General features: G+C 66.1%; 14 protein-coding genes and 1 pseudogene. 11 read left to right on the top strand and 4 right to left on the bottom strand.

The window, feature by feature from the left end:
• Positions 1-14: 14 nt before the first annotated feature.
• The 9 genes from ACFQZZ_RS01515 to ACFQZZ_RS01475 all read left to right on the top strand — a co-directional run bounded on the left by ACFQZZ_RS01515 (position 15) and on the right by ACFQZZ_RS01475 (position 7,875).
• Positions 15-908 (top strand): XdhC family protein, encoded by an 894-nt coding sequence (locus ACFQZZ_RS01515; protein WP_378672676.1) that lies wholly within the window; start codon positions 15-17, stop codon positions 906-908.
• Entirely contained in the window at positions 905-1,498 is a 594-nt protein-coding gene (locus tag ACFQZZ_RS01510) for an NTP transferase domain-containing protein (RefSeq protein ID WP_378672673.1), read from the top strand. Before ACFQZZ_RS01515 ends, ACFQZZ_RS01510 begins: the two co-directional genes overlap by 4 nt.
• Positions 1,495-2,382 (top strand): AAA family ATPase, encoded by an 888-nt coding sequence (locus tag ACFQZZ_RS01505; protein WP_378672671.1) that lies wholly within the window; start codon positions 1,495-1,497, stop codon positions 2,380-2,382. Before ACFQZZ_RS01510 ends, ACFQZZ_RS01505 begins: the two co-directional genes overlap by 4 nt.
• Positions 2,383-2,395: 13 nt before the next feature.
• A complete protein-coding gene (locus ACFQZZ_RS01500) occupies positions 2,396-3,046 on the top strand; it encodes an SRPBCC family protein (RefSeq protein WP_378672669.1) in 651 nt (216 codons plus the stop codon).
• Positions 3,043-4,242 carry a VWA domain-containing protein gene (locus ACFQZZ_RS01495; RefSeq protein WP_378672666.1) on the top strand — a complete coding sequence of 400 codons (1,200 nt, stop codon included), beginning with the start codon at positions 3,043-3,045 and terminating at the stop codon, positions 4,240-4,242. Before ACFQZZ_RS01500 ends, ACFQZZ_RS01495 begins: the two co-directional genes overlap by 4 nt.
• Before the next feature lie 183 nt (positions 4,243-4,425).
• On the top strand, positions 4,426-5,427 hold the full coding sequence (locus tag ACFQZZ_RS01490) for a zinc-binding dehydrogenase (RefSeq protein ID WP_378672663.1): 1,002 nt from the start codon (positions 4,426-4,428) through the stop codon (positions 5,425-5,427).
• 110 nt (positions 5,428-5,537) lie between these two features.
• Positions 5,538-6,275 carry a hypothetical protein gene (locus ACFQZZ_RS01485; RefSeq protein ID WP_378672660.1) on the top strand — a complete coding sequence of 246 codons (738 nt, stop codon included), beginning with the start codon at positions 5,538-5,540 and terminating at the stop codon, positions 6,273-6,275.
• 161 nt (positions 6,276-6,436) lie between these two features.
• Complete coding sequence (locus tag ACFQZZ_RS01480; RefSeq protein WP_378672657.1) at positions 6,437-7,351, top strand: SDR family NAD(P)-dependent oxidoreductase; 915 nt, start codon at positions 6,437-6,439, stop codon at positions 7,349-7,351.
• 56 nt (positions 7,352-7,407) lie between these two features.
• Positions 7,408-7,875 (top strand): hypothetical protein, encoded by a 468-nt coding sequence (locus ACFQZZ_RS01475; protein WP_378672654.1) that lies wholly within the window; start codon positions 7,408-7,410, stop codon positions 7,873-7,875.
• Between the two features lie 39 nt (positions 7,876-7,914).
• Here the strand turns inward: ACFQZZ_RS01475 and ACFQZZ_RS01470 are convergent.
• Both ACFQZZ_RS01470 and ACFQZZ_RS01465 read right to left on the bottom strand, forming a co-directional pair.
• Positions 7,915-8,127, bottom strand: a pseudogene (locus ACFQZZ_RS01470) (glyoxalase); the annotation flags it as partial.
• 330 nt (positions 8,128-8,457) lie between these two features.
• On the bottom strand, positions 8,458-9,240 hold the full coding sequence (locus ACFQZZ_RS01465; RefSeq protein WP_378672651.1) for an SDR family NAD(P)-dependent oxidoreductase: 783 nt from the start codon (positions 9,238-9,240) through the stop codon (positions 8,458-8,460).
• 97 nt (positions 9,241-9,337) lie between these two features.
• Here ACFQZZ_RS01465 and ACFQZZ_RS01460 point away from each other — a divergent pair, with 97 nt between their 5' ends.
• A complete protein-coding gene (locus tag ACFQZZ_RS01460; protein WP_378672649.1) occupies positions 9,338-9,973 on the top strand; it encodes a TetR family transcriptional regulator in 636 nt (211 codons plus the stop codon).
• A gap of 292 nt (positions 9,974-10,265) precedes the next feature.
• On the top strand, positions 10,266-11,531 hold the full coding sequence (locus tag ACFQZZ_RS01455) for an aminotransferase class I/II-fold pyridoxal phosphate-dependent enzyme (protein WP_378672646.1): 1,266 nt from the start codon (positions 10,266-10,268) through the stop codon (positions 11,529-11,531).
• A gap of 65 nt (positions 11,532-11,596) precedes the next feature.
• On the opposite strand, the gene ACFQZZ_RS01450 is transcribed toward ACFQZZ_RS01455, so the two are convergent.
• Both ACFQZZ_RS01450 and ACFQZZ_RS01445 read right to left on the bottom strand, forming a co-directional pair.
• Positions 11,597-12,754, bottom strand: coding sequence for an FIST N-terminal domain-containing protein (locus tag ACFQZZ_RS01450; protein ID WP_378672643.1), 1,158 nt, complete (start codon positions 12,752-12,754; stop codon positions 11,597-11,599).
• A 358-nt stretch (positions 12,755-13,112) separates the two neighbouring features.
• On the bottom strand, positions 13,113-15,350 hold the full coding sequence (locus ACFQZZ_RS01445) for a caspase family protein (RefSeq protein WP_378672641.1): 2,238 nt from the start codon (positions 15,348-15,350) through the stop codon (positions 13,113-13,115).
• Positions 15,351-15,485: the final 135 nt, after the last annotated feature.

Raw genomic sequence — 15,485 nt, 5'->3', positions numbered from 1 at the left:
CGATGGGATCACCGATGAAGTTGACCGAGCGTGCACAGCAGTTGGTCCGCACCCGGACTCCGTTCGTGCACGCGACCGTCGTGCGCGCGCAGCAGCCGACCTCGGCGCACACCGGGGACGAGGCGATCCTGTTGCAGGACGGGACGATCGAAGGTTTTGTCGGCGGCCAGTGCGCCCAGAACTCGGTCCGCAAGGCGGCGCTGGGTGCCCTGCAGTCGCACGAGAGTGTGCTGCTGCGCGTGCTGCCCGACGGCGATGTGCAGTTTCCCGAAGCGCCCGGCGCGGCGGTGGTGGTGAATCCCTGCCTGTCCGGCGGAGCGCTGGAGATATTCCTCGAGCCGCAGATCCCCGCGCCGCTGGTGCGCATCTGCGGCGCGACACCCATCGCGGACGCCCTGGCCGAAATGTGCGAACTGGTGGGATTCGGGGTGCAGCGCAGTGGTGCCGGAGCCGACTCGCTGGATTCGCTGGCCGACACGACGGCGATGGTGATCGCCAGCCACGGTGGCCCGGAAGCCGAGATGATCCGCGCCGCGCTCGACGCCGGTGTGGGGTATATCGGATTGGTGGCCAGCAGGATTCGGGGTGCGTCGGTTCTCGACGAGCTCGGGTTGAGCGACGCCGAGCGGGCGTGCGTGCGCACCCCGGTGGGTTTGCCGATCGGCGCCAAGACTTCCGCGGAGATCGCCGTCTCGATTGTCGCGCAAGTGATCCAGGCGATCCGCAAAGGTGGCTTGGCCGTCACGCCCCGCCCGGCGAATGTCGCGGTCGAGGCGCTCGATCCAGTGTGCGGCATGACCGTGACGGTCGGGCCGGACACACCGCATCTCACTATCGACGATGTCGACCACTGGTTCTGCAGCTCCAGCTGCCGCACCTCCTTCGCCGCGGCGAGGACGGGCTCATGACAGTCGGGTTCGTCACCGGAGTCGTACTCGCCGCGGGAACCTCACGGCGTCTCGGCACTGCGAAACAGCTACTGCCGTACCGGAATACGACGGTTCTCGGCGCCACCCTCGACGTGGTGCGATCCTGCGCTTTCGATCAGATCATCGTCACTCTCGGCGGCGCAGCCGCGGCGGTCCGGCAGCAGGTCGATCTCGACGGGCTGGAGGTGGCCATGGCCGACGACTTCGGTTCGGGCTGTTCGTCGTCGTTGCGTTCGGCTCTGAGCTCGGTGCGTCCCCAGGCCGCCGGAATCGTGCTGATGCTCGGTGATCAACCAGGTCTGTCGGCGGCGACCGTCGACAGACTGATCGCCGAGGGAACGACCGCCGCGATCACGGTCTGCCGCTACCACGACGGTATCGGGCATCCATTCTGGTTGAGTCGCAGCATATTCGGCGAGTTGGCCCGATTGCACGGCGACAAAGCCGTGTGGAAGATCATCGAGTCGGGCCGCGTCACGGTGTCCCGACTCGACGTCGACGCACCGATGCCCTTGGACGTGGACACCTGGGACGACTACGAACGCCTGCGCGCCGCGGCGTCACCATGATGTCGCCGTTCGACGATGTCGAGGACGTGGTGCGGCGATTCGACGCCGACGACTACCTGCTCGATACCGGGACCGCCGCCGCCTTCTATCTGGCCACCACGTTGGGTCGGCCGCTGCTACTGGAAGGCGAACCGGGAGTAGGCAAGACGACGGCGGCGAAGACTCTCGCCACCGTGCTCGGTGCACCGCTGATACGCCTGCAGTGTTACGAGGGCCTCACCGTGAGCGAAGCGCTGTACGACTGGAATTACCAGCGTCAGCTGCTCAGCATCCGGCTCGCCGAGGCGCGCGGCGCCGACCTCACCGAAGCCGACCTGTTCACCGAGGCATTCTTGGTGGACCGCCCGATCCTGCGCTGTGTGCGATATCGCGGTCCGACGCCCCCGGTGCTGTTGGTCGACGAAATCGACCGTGCCGACGACGAATTCGAAGCTCTGCTGCTCGAATTCCTCGGTGAGGCCACGGTGACAGTTCCCGAGCTCGGAACCTTTGTCGCCGAGCATCCGCCGCTCTCGGTGCTGACCTCGAACCGCAGTCGCGACCTGCACGACGCGCTGCGGCGGCGCTGCCTGTACCACTGGATCGACTACCCGGAGCCGGCCCGCGCGGTGGCGATCGTGCGACGCACCGTGCCCGGGGCAACCGACGCGCTGATCGAGCACGCCACCCGATTCGTCGGCCGCGCCCGCGATCTCGATCTCGACAAGCCGCCCGGCGTCGCCGAGACCATCGACTGGATCGCCGCGCTGGCGATGCTCGACGTCGCTGATCTCACAGCGCCGGAGGCGGTCGCAGCACTGAGCGCACTGGCGAAGACACCCGACGACCGCGCCACCGTGCACACGGCATTCGTCGAATACACCCAAGGCCTGGCTACCGGATGAGAGGGATACTCCGATGAAGATCGCCAACGAGTTCACCGTCAACGCACCCGTCGAGCAGGCATGGGAGTTGCTGACCGACCTCGAACAGGTGGTCCCGCTCATGCCCGGCGCACAGATGGTCGGCTGGGAGGGAGACGACTTCCTCGGCAAACTGAAGGTCAAAGTCGGCCCGGTGACAAGCGAATTCACGGGGAAGGCGAATTTCGTCGAGCGCGACGAACGCGACCATCGTGCCGTCATCAACGGCAGCGGCCGGGATTCACGCGGATCCGGAAACGCAGCGGCGACCATCACCACGCAACTGCGCGAAGATGGCGACAAGACCCGCGTCACCGTGGACACCGACCTCAAGATCGTCGGCAAGTTCGCCCAATTCGGCAGCGGGACGCTGCAGCAGGTGTCCGAGAAACTGGTCGGTCAGTTCGTCGCATCCCTGGAAGCGAAACTCGCGGCGAGCGATTCGGCCGCCGCGGAGCCGTTGGTCGGGCCGGACAGCCGAAAGATGCGGCCGCAACCGGTCGCACAACCCGAGCCGGCACCGCTCGACCTCGTCGATCTGGTCGTGCCCGCGATGATCAAGAAGTATGCACCGGCGATCGCGTTCGGGCTGGCGGCCGCGCTCGCAATTGTCCTGGTACGCAGGCAGATGCGCGGGAAGCGATGACACGAGCGGTACTACTACGGGGTGTCGATCTGGCCGCATTCGCCGTCGCGGTGGTCGCGCGGCTGCGGCGTGGTGGCGTCGCGGTGGCGCCGAGCGGGCCAGCACTGTTCGTGCAGGCCTTGCGCCGCATGGCGCCGCGGTCGCGCACCGAGTTCTACTGGGCTGCGCGGCTCACGCTCGTCGATCGCGTGCAAGATCTCGCCGCCTTCGACGCGGTCTTCGCCACGGTGTTCGCCGACGCGGTGCTGGGCGTGGACCCGCCGAGCCGAACGCGCAGACTGCCGACCGAACGCGCGTCGACACCGCGCGTGGGCGGTCGGGGGCAGTCTCGGCAAGGCGGTGAAGTCCCTTGGGTGACACTGCGTTCGGCGATCGTCGCCGACCGATCGACCGACCAGGGTGTGGTGCTGCCGGATGTCCTGCCGAGCCGGTTCGCGGCACGAGCACAGGAACCGTTCGACCACTTCGATCCGGACGATCTGCGGACGGTCGAGGCCTGGCTGGAGCAGGCGTCGGCGCACTGGCCGCGGCGCGGCAGCAGGCGCTACGAAAACCATCCGCACGGCAAGCGGATCGACTTCCGGGCGACAATGAACAACTCCCGCCGCACCGGCTGGGAGTCGGCGGTGCTGGTCCGCACTCGTCCACGTAGCCGTCCGCGCCGAATTGTCATGATCTGCGACGTCAGCCGCTCGATGCAGCCGTATTCGACGATCTACCTGCACCTGATGCGGGCCGCGATGCAGCGCCGTTCGCCCGATCGCCCCGAGGTTTTCGCCTTCTCGACCTCGCTGACCAGGCTGACCTCGGTGCTGGCGCACCGTTCGCCGGATGTCGCGGTGGCCCGTGCCAACGACAAGGTGGTCGACCGCTACGGCGGCACGCACATCGGCCGATGCCTCGGCGCGCTGCTTGCAACTCCGTCCGGCAACGCGGTGCGCGGCGCCGTCGTCGTCATCGCATCGGATGGCTGGGACAGCGACACCCCCGATGTCCTCGCCCGTGCGATGGCCCGGATCCGACGTCGGGCTTGGCGCGTCATCTGGCTCAATCCCCGTGCGGGCGACTCCCGATTCCAGCCGGCCACCGGTGCGATGGCGGCAGCCTTGCCCTACTGCGACATCATGATGCCCGCGCACACGCTGGCGGGCATGCACGCGTTCATGCAAGCCCTGGGATCGGCGGTTCTCACCTGATGGCTAGCCGGGGAGGACGTCGGGAAGGTAGTTGCCGTCGGCCGGTACGGCACCGTCACGGCCGGATAGCCGAAATACTCAATGCCCGATTACCGTGTGAGAATTGCCGGCGCCGCTGCCTCGGTCCCGCTGCGATGAGGCCCTCGACGCCGCTGCCGCTCCCCGAGGAAAGCGAGGATACCGATGTCTACTCATCAGGCTGTTCACGTGCAGTCCGCCAGTGCGGCGTTGAAACTGGTCGATGTCGAAACGACCTCACCGCCTCGCGACCATGTGCGCCTCGCGGTCTCGGCGTGCGGGATCTGGGGCACCGACCGTGCGTTCATCAGCGGCGCGTTCCCGGACATGGCGTGGCCGCTGACACCCGGGCATGAGATCGCCGAACTGGGCGCCGATGTCCACAACTACGTCGTCGGTGACCGTGTTGCTGTGGGCTGGTTCGGTGGACATTGCGGCAAGTGCATTCCATGCCGGAAAGGCGACTTCATCCACTGCCAGAACTTGCAGGTCCCCAGCTGGCAGTACCCCGGCGGATACGCCGAGTCGGTGACCGTACCGGCCAATGCGCTGGCCCGCATCCCCGACGAGCTTTCCCTGGCCGAGGCGGCGCCGATTGGTTGTGCCGGAGTCACCACCTACCACGCGCTTCGCGAAAGCAGGGCGGTGCCCGGCGACCGCGTGGCCATTCTGGGGATCGGCGGACTGGGCCACCTCGGCGTGCAGTTCGCGCGCGCGATGGGCTTTGAAACGATTGCGATTGCCCGCGGCCTGGATAAATCCGACGACGCCCGTGCGCTCGGCGCCCACCGCTACATCGACTCGACCGCCGGCGACGTCAGCGAAGCATTGCGCGGGCTCGGTGGTGTGTCGGTCGTTCTGGGGACCGTGGGCAGCGCCTCAGCCATGGCCGAAACGGTCGGTGGGCTGCTACCGCGCGGTGAACTCATCGCCATCGGCGTCACCGCCGAGCCATTGCCGATCAGCCCGATGCAGCTGATCGTGCCCGGACTCAGCGTCACCGGCCACGCCTCCGGCACTGCGCGCGATGTCGAGGAAACGATGCAATTCGCGGTCCAGTCCGGAGTGCGCGCGCGAATCCAGGAACGGCCGCTGGATCAAGCCGCCGAGGCCTATGCCGCAATGGAACAGGGACGGGCCCGATACCGCATGGTCCTCACGGTCTGACTGCTCAGGGTTGGCCGCAACGCAATTCAGATCCGGCAGCAACGGAATGGAGCCGTCGGCGAGGTACGTAAGATAACCGGTGCGGGGTCCACTCCTCTAGGAGGCTGGAGATGACCGACAGCCCACGATCGATCGCCGAAATCGACAGAGCGCTCCCATCGGGTGAGGATCAGGAACGGTTTTCCGGCTACGGGTTGATGGGGATGCCGTTCGCCAGCGGCCACTACTTGGCGTTTCGGCATTTGCCGGCCAGCTCGGTCGGTGAAGGGTACGACTCGGTGTGGCATCGAGACCCGGCCGGTGTATGGGTGATCTACAGCAGTGTTTCCCCAGAGGCCAGTTGCGCCCGCTATTTCGGCTCGGCAATCGAAGACACACGGGTTGAACACATCTCGGTGACATGGACGGGTCCGTCCGCGTTCACTGTGGAGGTGCGGAACAGGCTCGTGTGGGATCTCGAGCTGGGACGATCGGCGGCGACGGCGGCGATGACGGGTCTCGGTCGCATGCTGCCCGCGGCTTTGTGGCGACGGCCTGCGGTCCTGTCGCTCATGTCGCGGGTTGCGGGTCCGGCGCTGGGCGTCGGGCGGGTGCGGCTCGCCGGCACTTCCCCGAACGGTCAATGGTTCCGGGCCAACCCCCGGATGCTGTGGACCGTCGAGAACAGTCGTGCACGAATCGATGGAATCGATATCGGTCCTCCGGGGCCGCTGGCCGAGCAGGCGAGGTTGGGTGACTTCTGGCTGCCGCAACACGGAATGTTCGTCGTGGGCGAGACATATTTCGAGCAGTACGATGCGGCGCGCCATCAGGCGGCCCGTCCCGGCTCGCCGCGCCCGAATATCTGAGCTCACTCGACGATGGCCATGGCGATGTTGTCGTGCACGCGTGCGTGGCGGTTGCCGCCTCTTGCGCAACGGTGCAGGGAGGGCGACGGTGTGAATATGAGTCTCACCCCCGCCGGGCTCGTCGGATGAACCGACGGACCGACCGATCTTTGGGAGGAAATATGGCGAACAGGTGGACGGAGCAAGACATACCAGCTCAGAAGGGTCGACTGGCGATCGTCACCGGCGCCAACAGCGGACTCGGGTTCGAGGCCGCTCGGGCACTCGCGGCGCACGGCGCGTCGGTGGTGCTGGCGGTGCGAGATGTGGACAAGGGTAAACACGCCGCGGACCGTATTGCCGACGTTGTCCCAGGCGCGGACACCACCGTCCAACAGCTCGATCTAACCTCGCTGGAATCCGTGCGCAATGCTGCGGAGCAGCTCAGGTCCGCGTATTCCACGATCGATCTGTTGGTCAACAACGCTGGGGTGATGTACACGCCGAGGCAGATCACCAGCGACGGGTTCGAGCTGCAATTCGGCACGAATCATTTGGGACACTTCGCGCTCACCGGGCTGTTGCTCGATAGAATGCTGCCGGTACCGGGCTCGCGGGTGGTCACGGTCAGCAGCGTCGGCCATCGTATCCGGGCGCGGATCAACTTCGACGATCTGCAGGGGGAACGGTCCTACAACCGGGTGGCGGCGTACGGCCAGTCCAAGCTGGCGAATCTGATGTTCACCTACGAGCTGCAACGTCGCCTGTCCAGCACCGGCAAGACGATCGCGGTCGCGGCTCACCCCGGTGCCGCCAACACTGACTTGATGCGCAACATGCCGGCGGCGCTGCGTGCGCTCGTGCCTGTTATCGCGCCCATCGCCACGCAGAGCCCAGCGATGGGTGCCTTGTCGATACTCCGCGCGGCCACCGACCCCGACGTGCTCGGCGGTCAGTACTACGGACCGGGTGGATTCTTGGAGACCCGCGGTTACCCGAAAATCGTCGAATCGAGTTCACAATCGCATGACATGGCGATTCAACAACGCTTGTGGGCGGCCTCGGAGAAATTGACCGGAGTCACCTTCCCTGTCTGATCGCAGCGGCCGCCATCGCTCTCCACCCCGTCACTGCCGAAGCAAAGGAGAAAAACATGTCCACCATCCACTTCAAAGAGACGACGAACTCGACGCCCGAGCAGTTCGTCGCGGCGCTTACCGACTTCGGGCCCGGCCGCTCACAGTTGTTCGGCAACAGCACCGACGAATACCTCGAGGTGCACGCCAGAGGCCCCGGTGAGGCCGACGTCACGGAGGGCTCGCACGGCATCTGGGAACGCCTGCACTACGACTGGTCAGACCCCGATCGCGTCGTCATGACGACCACCGACTCCAACGTGTGGGGCGGTCACTCAGGCCACACATACACATTCACACGCCGGCCCGACGGGACGACCGATGTGGATGTTGTCGTGGTGCGCGAGGGCAAGAACCTCAAGGGACGGGTGCTCGGCGTCGTGGTCGGAACCGTCGGCAAGGGCGTCTTGAGACATGCGCTCGGAAAGACCGTCAAGGCCGTCGAAGCCCGCGACAACGGCGCGGGAACGGCGGAACGCTCGTGACCGCACCCGCGGGGACGCGCGTGGTGTCGGTGTCCGATCTCAGGCGGCCGTGGTCTCCCACACGAATCCGTCCGGGTCGGTGAAGGAACCGGTAGTACCGCCGATGACGATCCGGTGCGAGTCGGTGCCCTCGGGGGAGACGCCGGCGTCCTTGGCGGCGGCACGACGCGGGTACATCGCCAGTGTGACCGTCGACCCCGGGGTCGCGAACTCGACGTACTTGCCGCCGAAGCTCTTCGCCACGGTCAAGCCACGGCAACACCGCGATGATCGCCATCGTCGCAGACCCTCGCCGATGATCGTCAGCGTTCTGCTGGGCATCCATCCCCTGTACAACCCATCGATGCCCGCCAAAAGCAGCTGTGCCGACTACCTCGCAACACAGGACGCGCTGAAAACGGCACTGCGAGAACGGATCCTTCACCCGACATCGCAACGTCCGGTAACTAGCCGAATGCCGCGCATAGTGCCGCACGCACGTGGTTCTCTCACGTGGACACGACCACACGGGCCGGACGAGCCTTCGCCAGCCTTGGGCTGACTGCGGTCAAGCAGGCGAAGGGAAGTCGGGCGGCACCAGCACTACGTGTGCGCCGCTCCGTCGATCCGGATCTCGGTGCCACTGATGAAGCGGCCGTCGTCGGAGACGAGCATGGCGATGACACCGGCCACGTTCTCGGGGCCTGCCAGCTCTTCCGGATTATCTTGCGGCAGAACGGCGATCAGGCGACCGAACAAGGACCAGTCGGAGTCCTGGGGGAGGTGGCCGGGGGTGGAGTCGGTGATGCCCGACTTGATGCCACCCGGGGCGACACTGACCGCGCGTAATCCCTGCTTGCCGTATTCCAGTGCCAGCACGTGGGTCAGCGTCTGGATGCCGCCCTTGCTCGCGGAGTATGCCGCCATGTAGGGGTGTGCGAAGTTGGCCGAGGTGGAGCTGAAGTTGACGATGGTGCTGCGCGGGTTGGCGAGCAGTGCGGGCAGCGCCTCTCGGATCACCAGGAAGGTGCCGGTGAGGTTGACGTTGATGATCTGGTTCCACAGGTCCAGCGATGTCTCGTGGGTGTGTGCCGCGCGCAGGATGCCCGCCGCGTTGACCAGTGCGTCAAGCCCGCCGAGGGATTCGATGGCGCTTTTCACGCCCGCGACCACGTCGACCTCCCGGCCGATGTTCATCTCGAGGGTGGTCAGCCGGGTGTCGGTGCCCGCTTCGGCGGCTTGCTTGCGGGTCAGTTCCAGGCCCTCGGCGTTGACATCGGCGCCGACGACAACCGCGCCCTCGGACAGCAGACGGAGGACGGTGGCCTGGCCGATGCCGGATCCGGCGCCGGTGACCAGAATGCGGCGCTGTTCGAGACGGTTCATGGGCTCTCTCCCTGATCAGTGGATACTGTTTCTGACACAATATGCCGAAAATGGCACTCGACGCCATTAAATGGTGCGGGCTCGGTACAGTGCACCTGTGACCAGCGAGCGAAACCGTGCCGCGCCCGGTCCGGGGCGTCCGACACTCAGTGCGACCCGCCGCGCGGCCACGCGCCGCGAAGTGGCAATGGTTGCGGCGCACCTCTTCATTGAAAACGGTTACGCCGCAACGACTGTCGACGATATCGCCGCTGCCGCAGGCATGGGGCTGCGCACTTTCTACCGTTACTTCGCCGGCAAGGAAGATGTCGTCGCGCCGCTGCTGGCCATCGGGACCCAGGCCTGGGCGGACGAACTCGCCGCCTGTCCGCCCGACTTGCCGTTGCGCGAGGCGCTGAGCCGCTCTTACCGCGCCGCCACCGCGGGCACGCTGGCGGCGGAGGGTATCGCCGAGACGAGCCTGCGTCCGCTGGTGCACGCCGCCACCCAACTCCCCGCCCTGCGCGCGACCTGGCTGCGCGTCCAGCACGACTGCGAAAACCAGCTCATTCCAATCCTTGCCGCCCGCACCGGCCGCTCCGCCGACGACCTCGACGTCGCCCTCACAGCGGCCATGGCCAATACCGCCGTGCGCCTGGCAACCGAACTGTGGGCCGCGGGGAAGGAGCCCAGCTCTGCCGCTGACGTCGTCGATACCTGCCTCGCCCGCCTCGCCACCCATAGCCTGCTCTAGGCGCGACGTTTCAGTCCGTCCGGTGGCGCAGGTGCGCATCTGTAGTTCAAAATCTCCCGTGCCGACGAGGTTTCCGGCCTCGTCGCGTGAGTCGGCCGGAGATGTACTGGTTTCCTCGCGGGGACAGTTCTGACTTCTGTATGCCACGCGGATGCCGATAAGCGCACTCTGCTCGGATCGACCTCTCACCATTGGTAAATCGTGCTCCGCGTCGTGTGCCGGAACGTTGCTAACCTCTGCCCGAATACCGACATGACGCAAGGCGACACCGTCGGCAAACCAGGCGGTACGCGTGAACATCTCGATTTCCGACCAGCACCGAATCGGTCGATCTCCTCGACCCGAGGAGGAATTGCTCTCGCAGCTCGATGCCTTCATCACCGGTATGCGGGGCAAAGAACCGTATGTGCTCGGGTTTCCTGGCAACCTCGAGTTCAGTTTCAGCCGACTCGGCGGGCTACTCGACATCCTCATCAACAATGTCGGCGACCCGGGCAGCGCGGACAAGTCGGATATCAACTCCAAAGCGATGGAGCGCGCGGTCGTCGACTTCATGGCTCGGCTGGCCAACGGCAACCCCGACCGAACCTACGGATACGTGACCAGCGGCGGCAGCGAGGCCAACCAGTTCGGACTCGATCGAGGCTGTACATCGCTGCCCGACGCCAGGGTCTACTGCAGCCAGGCCGCCCACTATTCGATCCGAAAGAACGCGCGGCTGATGCGAAAGGAACTGGTCGTCATCGGATGTGATGCCCAGGACCGCATGGACGTGGCGGAGTTGGCGCGCGAATGCCGTCGCGATGCCGGTCGCGGTGCGGTGGTCGTCGCGACCATCGGCACGACGATGACAGGCGCGATCGATGATGTGGACGCGATTGTGGTGGCGGCCTCGGTGGCGGGTCCGGTGTATGTGCACGCCGATGCGGCGCTGTCGGGGCTGATCGTGCCGTTCACCGCGGACAGTGCGTCCTGGGGCTTCGCGCATCGCGCGGTCGGCAGCATCGCGGTGAGTATGCACAAAGGGCTCGGCATGCCCGTCCCGTGTGCACTCGCGATGTGCCGGTCGGAATTGGTCGCCGCCGAGGTGGAGGGCGAGTATGTCGGCGCGACCGACGCCACCCTCGGCTGTTCGCGCAGTGGGCTCGCCAGCGTGCTCATTTGGTTCGCGCTCGCGTCCAAGGGGCTGAAGGGGTTGGCGCGCGATGCCCGCGCGGCCCTCGCCATGGCGCAGCAGACCGCCGAGCGTCTTGCCGCAGCAGGGTTGCATCCTGAACTGCACCCTTCATCGATCGTCGTGGCCTTCGATCGGCCCGCCGAGTGGATCTGCGGCAAATATCACCTGGCGACGGTCGGCGATCGGGCGCACATCGTGACCGTGTCGCACGTGAGTACCCACATCGTCGAAGAACTGTGCCGAGACGTGGAACGGACGCGGGCGATCGCCGCGGCCATCTCGGGCCGCCTATCCGCGGCCGGGCACAGGTCACACGAAGCGGAGCCCTCCTGGCCCACGCCACCGACTACGCCAGTGTCGGCCGCTCCGTGCCCGTCCTAGCGAGCCGAACAGCTGGCCGTGCTACGCGAGGTCGCGGGCGATGATCGAAGTTGACCGACTGCCGCTTATTCGACGAACAGCGCTATCGAGGCCGTGAATCCGTGCAGCGCGTTGCGGCCCGCGATGGGACCGATCTCGCCGGCGGCCGAGAAACCCGCAAGCGGAATGCCGCCGAGGAGGTCATCGATCGTCGCGGCGTCGTGATCGGCAACCCCGAACATTCGCTGGCCGCGTCCGTTACACGTGAACAGCAACGCACCGACCGGGCGCCCGGGCAGATCCGAACTCGCCTGCATGAGGGCCGCACGCAGATCTTTGTCCGCCCCGACCGCATCGCGGACCTGGAACTGTACGGTCGTGCCGATCTCGACCTCCTCGCCGACTTCGATCGCGCCGCTCGACGGGTCGGCGCCGAGGATGCCCCGGATCAGGAAATCGCCCTGCCCGGGCGCTGCCAGATGCTCGTCGACCACGATTCCGATCTGTAGGCCGTGCGTCAGCAGCTCTAGCTGATCGGGTGGCAGCACCGTGACGATCTCCCGCAACCGTTCGCTCGGCGGCCGGCCACCGAGCTCGGTGATCAGCGCGCCACGCGCGCCGGTGACGATATACGGGTACCCGATCGGCCGACATCCCTGCGATACGATCGGCACCCCGCGCAGGCCGGGAAGCCGTACACCGACCGCGCCGGAGGTCAGTACCTCGCGGTCCCGGAACAGCCTGCTGCCGGCTGGGCCTTGCGCACCGCTCACCAGCCCGCCCATCACAACAGTGCCGGGCAAATCGGCGTTCAGATGCTCGAGTAGTAGATCGGCCGGGAACGAGTAAGGGTCCGACAGCAGCAAGTGGAAGTCGCCTACGGCCTGGTCGAAGCGGTAGCCGGCGAGCAGCCCGCCGGTCGTCGTACGGACGAACTCCAGCTGGAACGTCTCGGCGGCGGCGGGTAATCCGGATGCCAGCCACACCGCCACCGAGGGCTCGTCCTCGATCTCGCGGCGGCCCGCCACCACACCCTGCGCCACGCATCCGACCAGCGCGGGCACCCGGACCGACTGGTGGACACCGGCGAGCACGGCCGAAGCCTCGTCGGCGTATGCCCGGGACGCGAGCAGCACGGCAAGCGACAGCGTCTCGCCCGCAAGCTGATCGAGTGCGTGCGCTGCAGCCTCCGCACCCGCCTGTCCCGCGTCGGGTGCGGCAGAAAGCCCGACTCCGATCCGCACCCTTCCATCGTAGCCAACCTACAGACCTGCAGGTATTATTGCCGCACAACATATTTCAGCCCAACGCCCCGGTAGTACCGCCATCCGCGCTCCGCTGCCGCATAGACATGGCGAGGGCGACCGGTCGGATGCGGTGGGAGCCGTTCGTGTCGTGGGAGTCAGATGACGAATCCTCAGGTCGGCTAATGACTTTGTGGTGACGAACGGTACTCGCATAGAGTGACGAACTCCCAGGTCAGGCCACTGACTTTCATAGAGAGTCTCAACTCCGGACACCGCAGCTGTGACTGACTACCCTACTTGTCAGTTGATCATTGGGCCGCCGTCGGCGAGTCGAGGGCGGCCCAGCCCGATACCGCTACGGCGTGAACGGACGCTGGTCGAGGAAGTCCGCGCCCGCGTTGATCGTGAACAGGTTCGGAACCTGATCCGGCGGCATAATGTTCATGATCCTGCTGTGGAACTGCGAGTATCCACCGTTGAACGTTCCCTGCGACCACACGGTGAGCAACGCTTCGGTGAACTGCCCGTTCGTGGTGCCGTCGTAGGACAGCTGGGAATCCTGGCAACCTGCCAGTAGCACGACGCCCGCTTGGATGTCCGCGCGAGCCTGCGGTCCGCTCAGCCGTTGCACGAAGGTATAGAACTGGCGGTTGCGCTTGTTGTCCTCACGCTGGACCTCGAGCGGCATCGCTTTCGGTTCGCCCTGAATCACCTTCACGAAGTCCTTGTGTGTCGGCGCGGTCTTCGCCGCGGTTTGGGCGATAGCGGTGCGCATCATGCGCTTGAACTGGTCCTTGGCCACCGTGCCGCTGTGGCAGCTGTCCGAACACACGACGATGCGCACGCCGGGGGCGAACTGGGCCCACATCCGGTAGAGCTCGTCGTCGACGATCTGGCGGTCGAAGGCGACCCAGGTCTCGTCCTGGCTGTCCTCCTCTTCGCCGTCGGCATCCCAGGTCTGGCCGCCGTGTCCGGAATAGGTGATGAGAACCAGATCGCCCGGCTGCGCGTTGTACGCCAGCTGACCGATCTCGCCGATGATCGCGTACGACGTGGCTTCGTCGTCGAGGAGTTTCCTCGTGGTCGCGAACCCTTCCGCTGCGGCGATGGCCGCCATGGAATTCGCGTCGTTCACACACCCGAAGAGCCTGCCGTCCCAGCCGCCGTAGGCGTCGGGGTCGACTCGGTTCAATCCGATATGCAAGGAGTGCCCGGTCATGCTGGTCCTTTCGTTTCCGTTCCGCCTCGCTCGTGCTCGAGGGAGGCCGTTCGCACTCGGCGACGACTGCCGCGCGGTGATCGATGATTTCGAGGTGCCGACCGCCCGCGATGCGAGGTTCTGCTGCGCTTTCGGTGGCACCGCTCCGGAGGGGAGTACGCCGACGCGCGCGCCCCGCCAGCTCGGTTCGGGCGGGCTCCCGTCCTGCGAAAAGGTAACCGGGACAGTCGTATCCGGGGCACCCGACTGCATACTCGTGAAGAGCTGGTAGAGATCGACTCCGACGTACTGTCCGCTCGGCGCGCCTCCGATGATCTCGACCAGTGCGAGATGGAGGTGGGGCGTGATCCCGCCGAATTCGTAGATGTAGCCGAGCAGGTCGCCGCGGGCGACCACGGTTCCGGGGCCGAGTCCGGCCGGCACGTCGGTGAGGTGGGTGTAGAACCCGCCCATCATGTCGTTGTGCGCGCGCATGAAGATCTGCGCGCCATACACCTTGCCGCTGTCCAGCGCGGGATCGTGTGGCTGGTATTTCGTGACATGGCCGTCGAACGCGGCGTAGACGGGAGTGCCCGCGCCGCCCCCGAGATCCATGCCGTAGTGGATGTACCAATGCTGGCCGACGTGGCCGCCCTGGTTCGGGCCGCCCAGTCCCGTGGTATATCCCGAAGTATCGACGGGTGCGGACATCGCGATCGAGAAGGGCCCGCCGGATCGGGGGAGGGCTTGCGGGCGGCGGCCGATGCGTCTGAATGCCGGTAGTTGGCCCGCGATTTCCGGCGGGATGTCCTCCGAGTCCCAGGCGAGGCTGTCACCCGGGATGGCGCCTTCGACTTCCTGGATCTTGTCCTGCATGACGAGCATCTGATTGTCGTCGAGGTCGCCGACGCGGGTCGACACCGACAGGCCGAGTGCCGCGGCCACCGCGTTCGCGTACGCGACGGGGTCGTTGCCGTCGGAGGCCGGGGCGTACCGCTCGAACGCGGCGAGGATGGACAGATCCCGGTAGCTCGCCGACCGCAGCAGCGCGGCGATGGCGTGGTAGCCGTCCGCCCACGTGGGGAATATCAGGAAGTTGTGCCAATTGAATTTGCCCGGGTACTGGCCGTAATTCGGCCCGCCCGGGATTCCGGTGATGTTGCCCGGATTGTTGTTCAGCCACGCGAAGCTTCCCTCGTGGTTCCGCATATGGGGACGGCCGCGGGCGATCTCGTCGGCGTGCACGACATAGTTGTAGATCTCTTTGCCGTGCCCTCGATAGTCGGTCGGGTCCTGCGGGTTCGCATCGGGAAACCAGTCCAGCCGTGGAATGTTCTTGTCGAGTGAAATCAGTCCATTCCAGTACCAGACGTGATCGCCGAGTTCCAGTGTCATCTTTCGTGCCTTTCTCAGTGAGCGATGCATAAGTGGGAAATGCCGGTCCGCGGTCGGGACGCTCGGCCATCTGTGGCTCAGGTTGACCGCACGCTGTGTATTCGATCCTTCGTCGACGTCTGGGACATCACGCGA

This window comes from Nocardia sp. GCM10030253, from assembly GCF_042675075.1.
GTDB lineage: Bacteria > Actinomycetota > Actinomycetes > Mycobacteriales > Mycobacteriaceae > Nocardia.
Note: the sequence above shows the minus strand (reverse complement) of the source record. Positions and strands in the feature narration are given on the sequence as shown.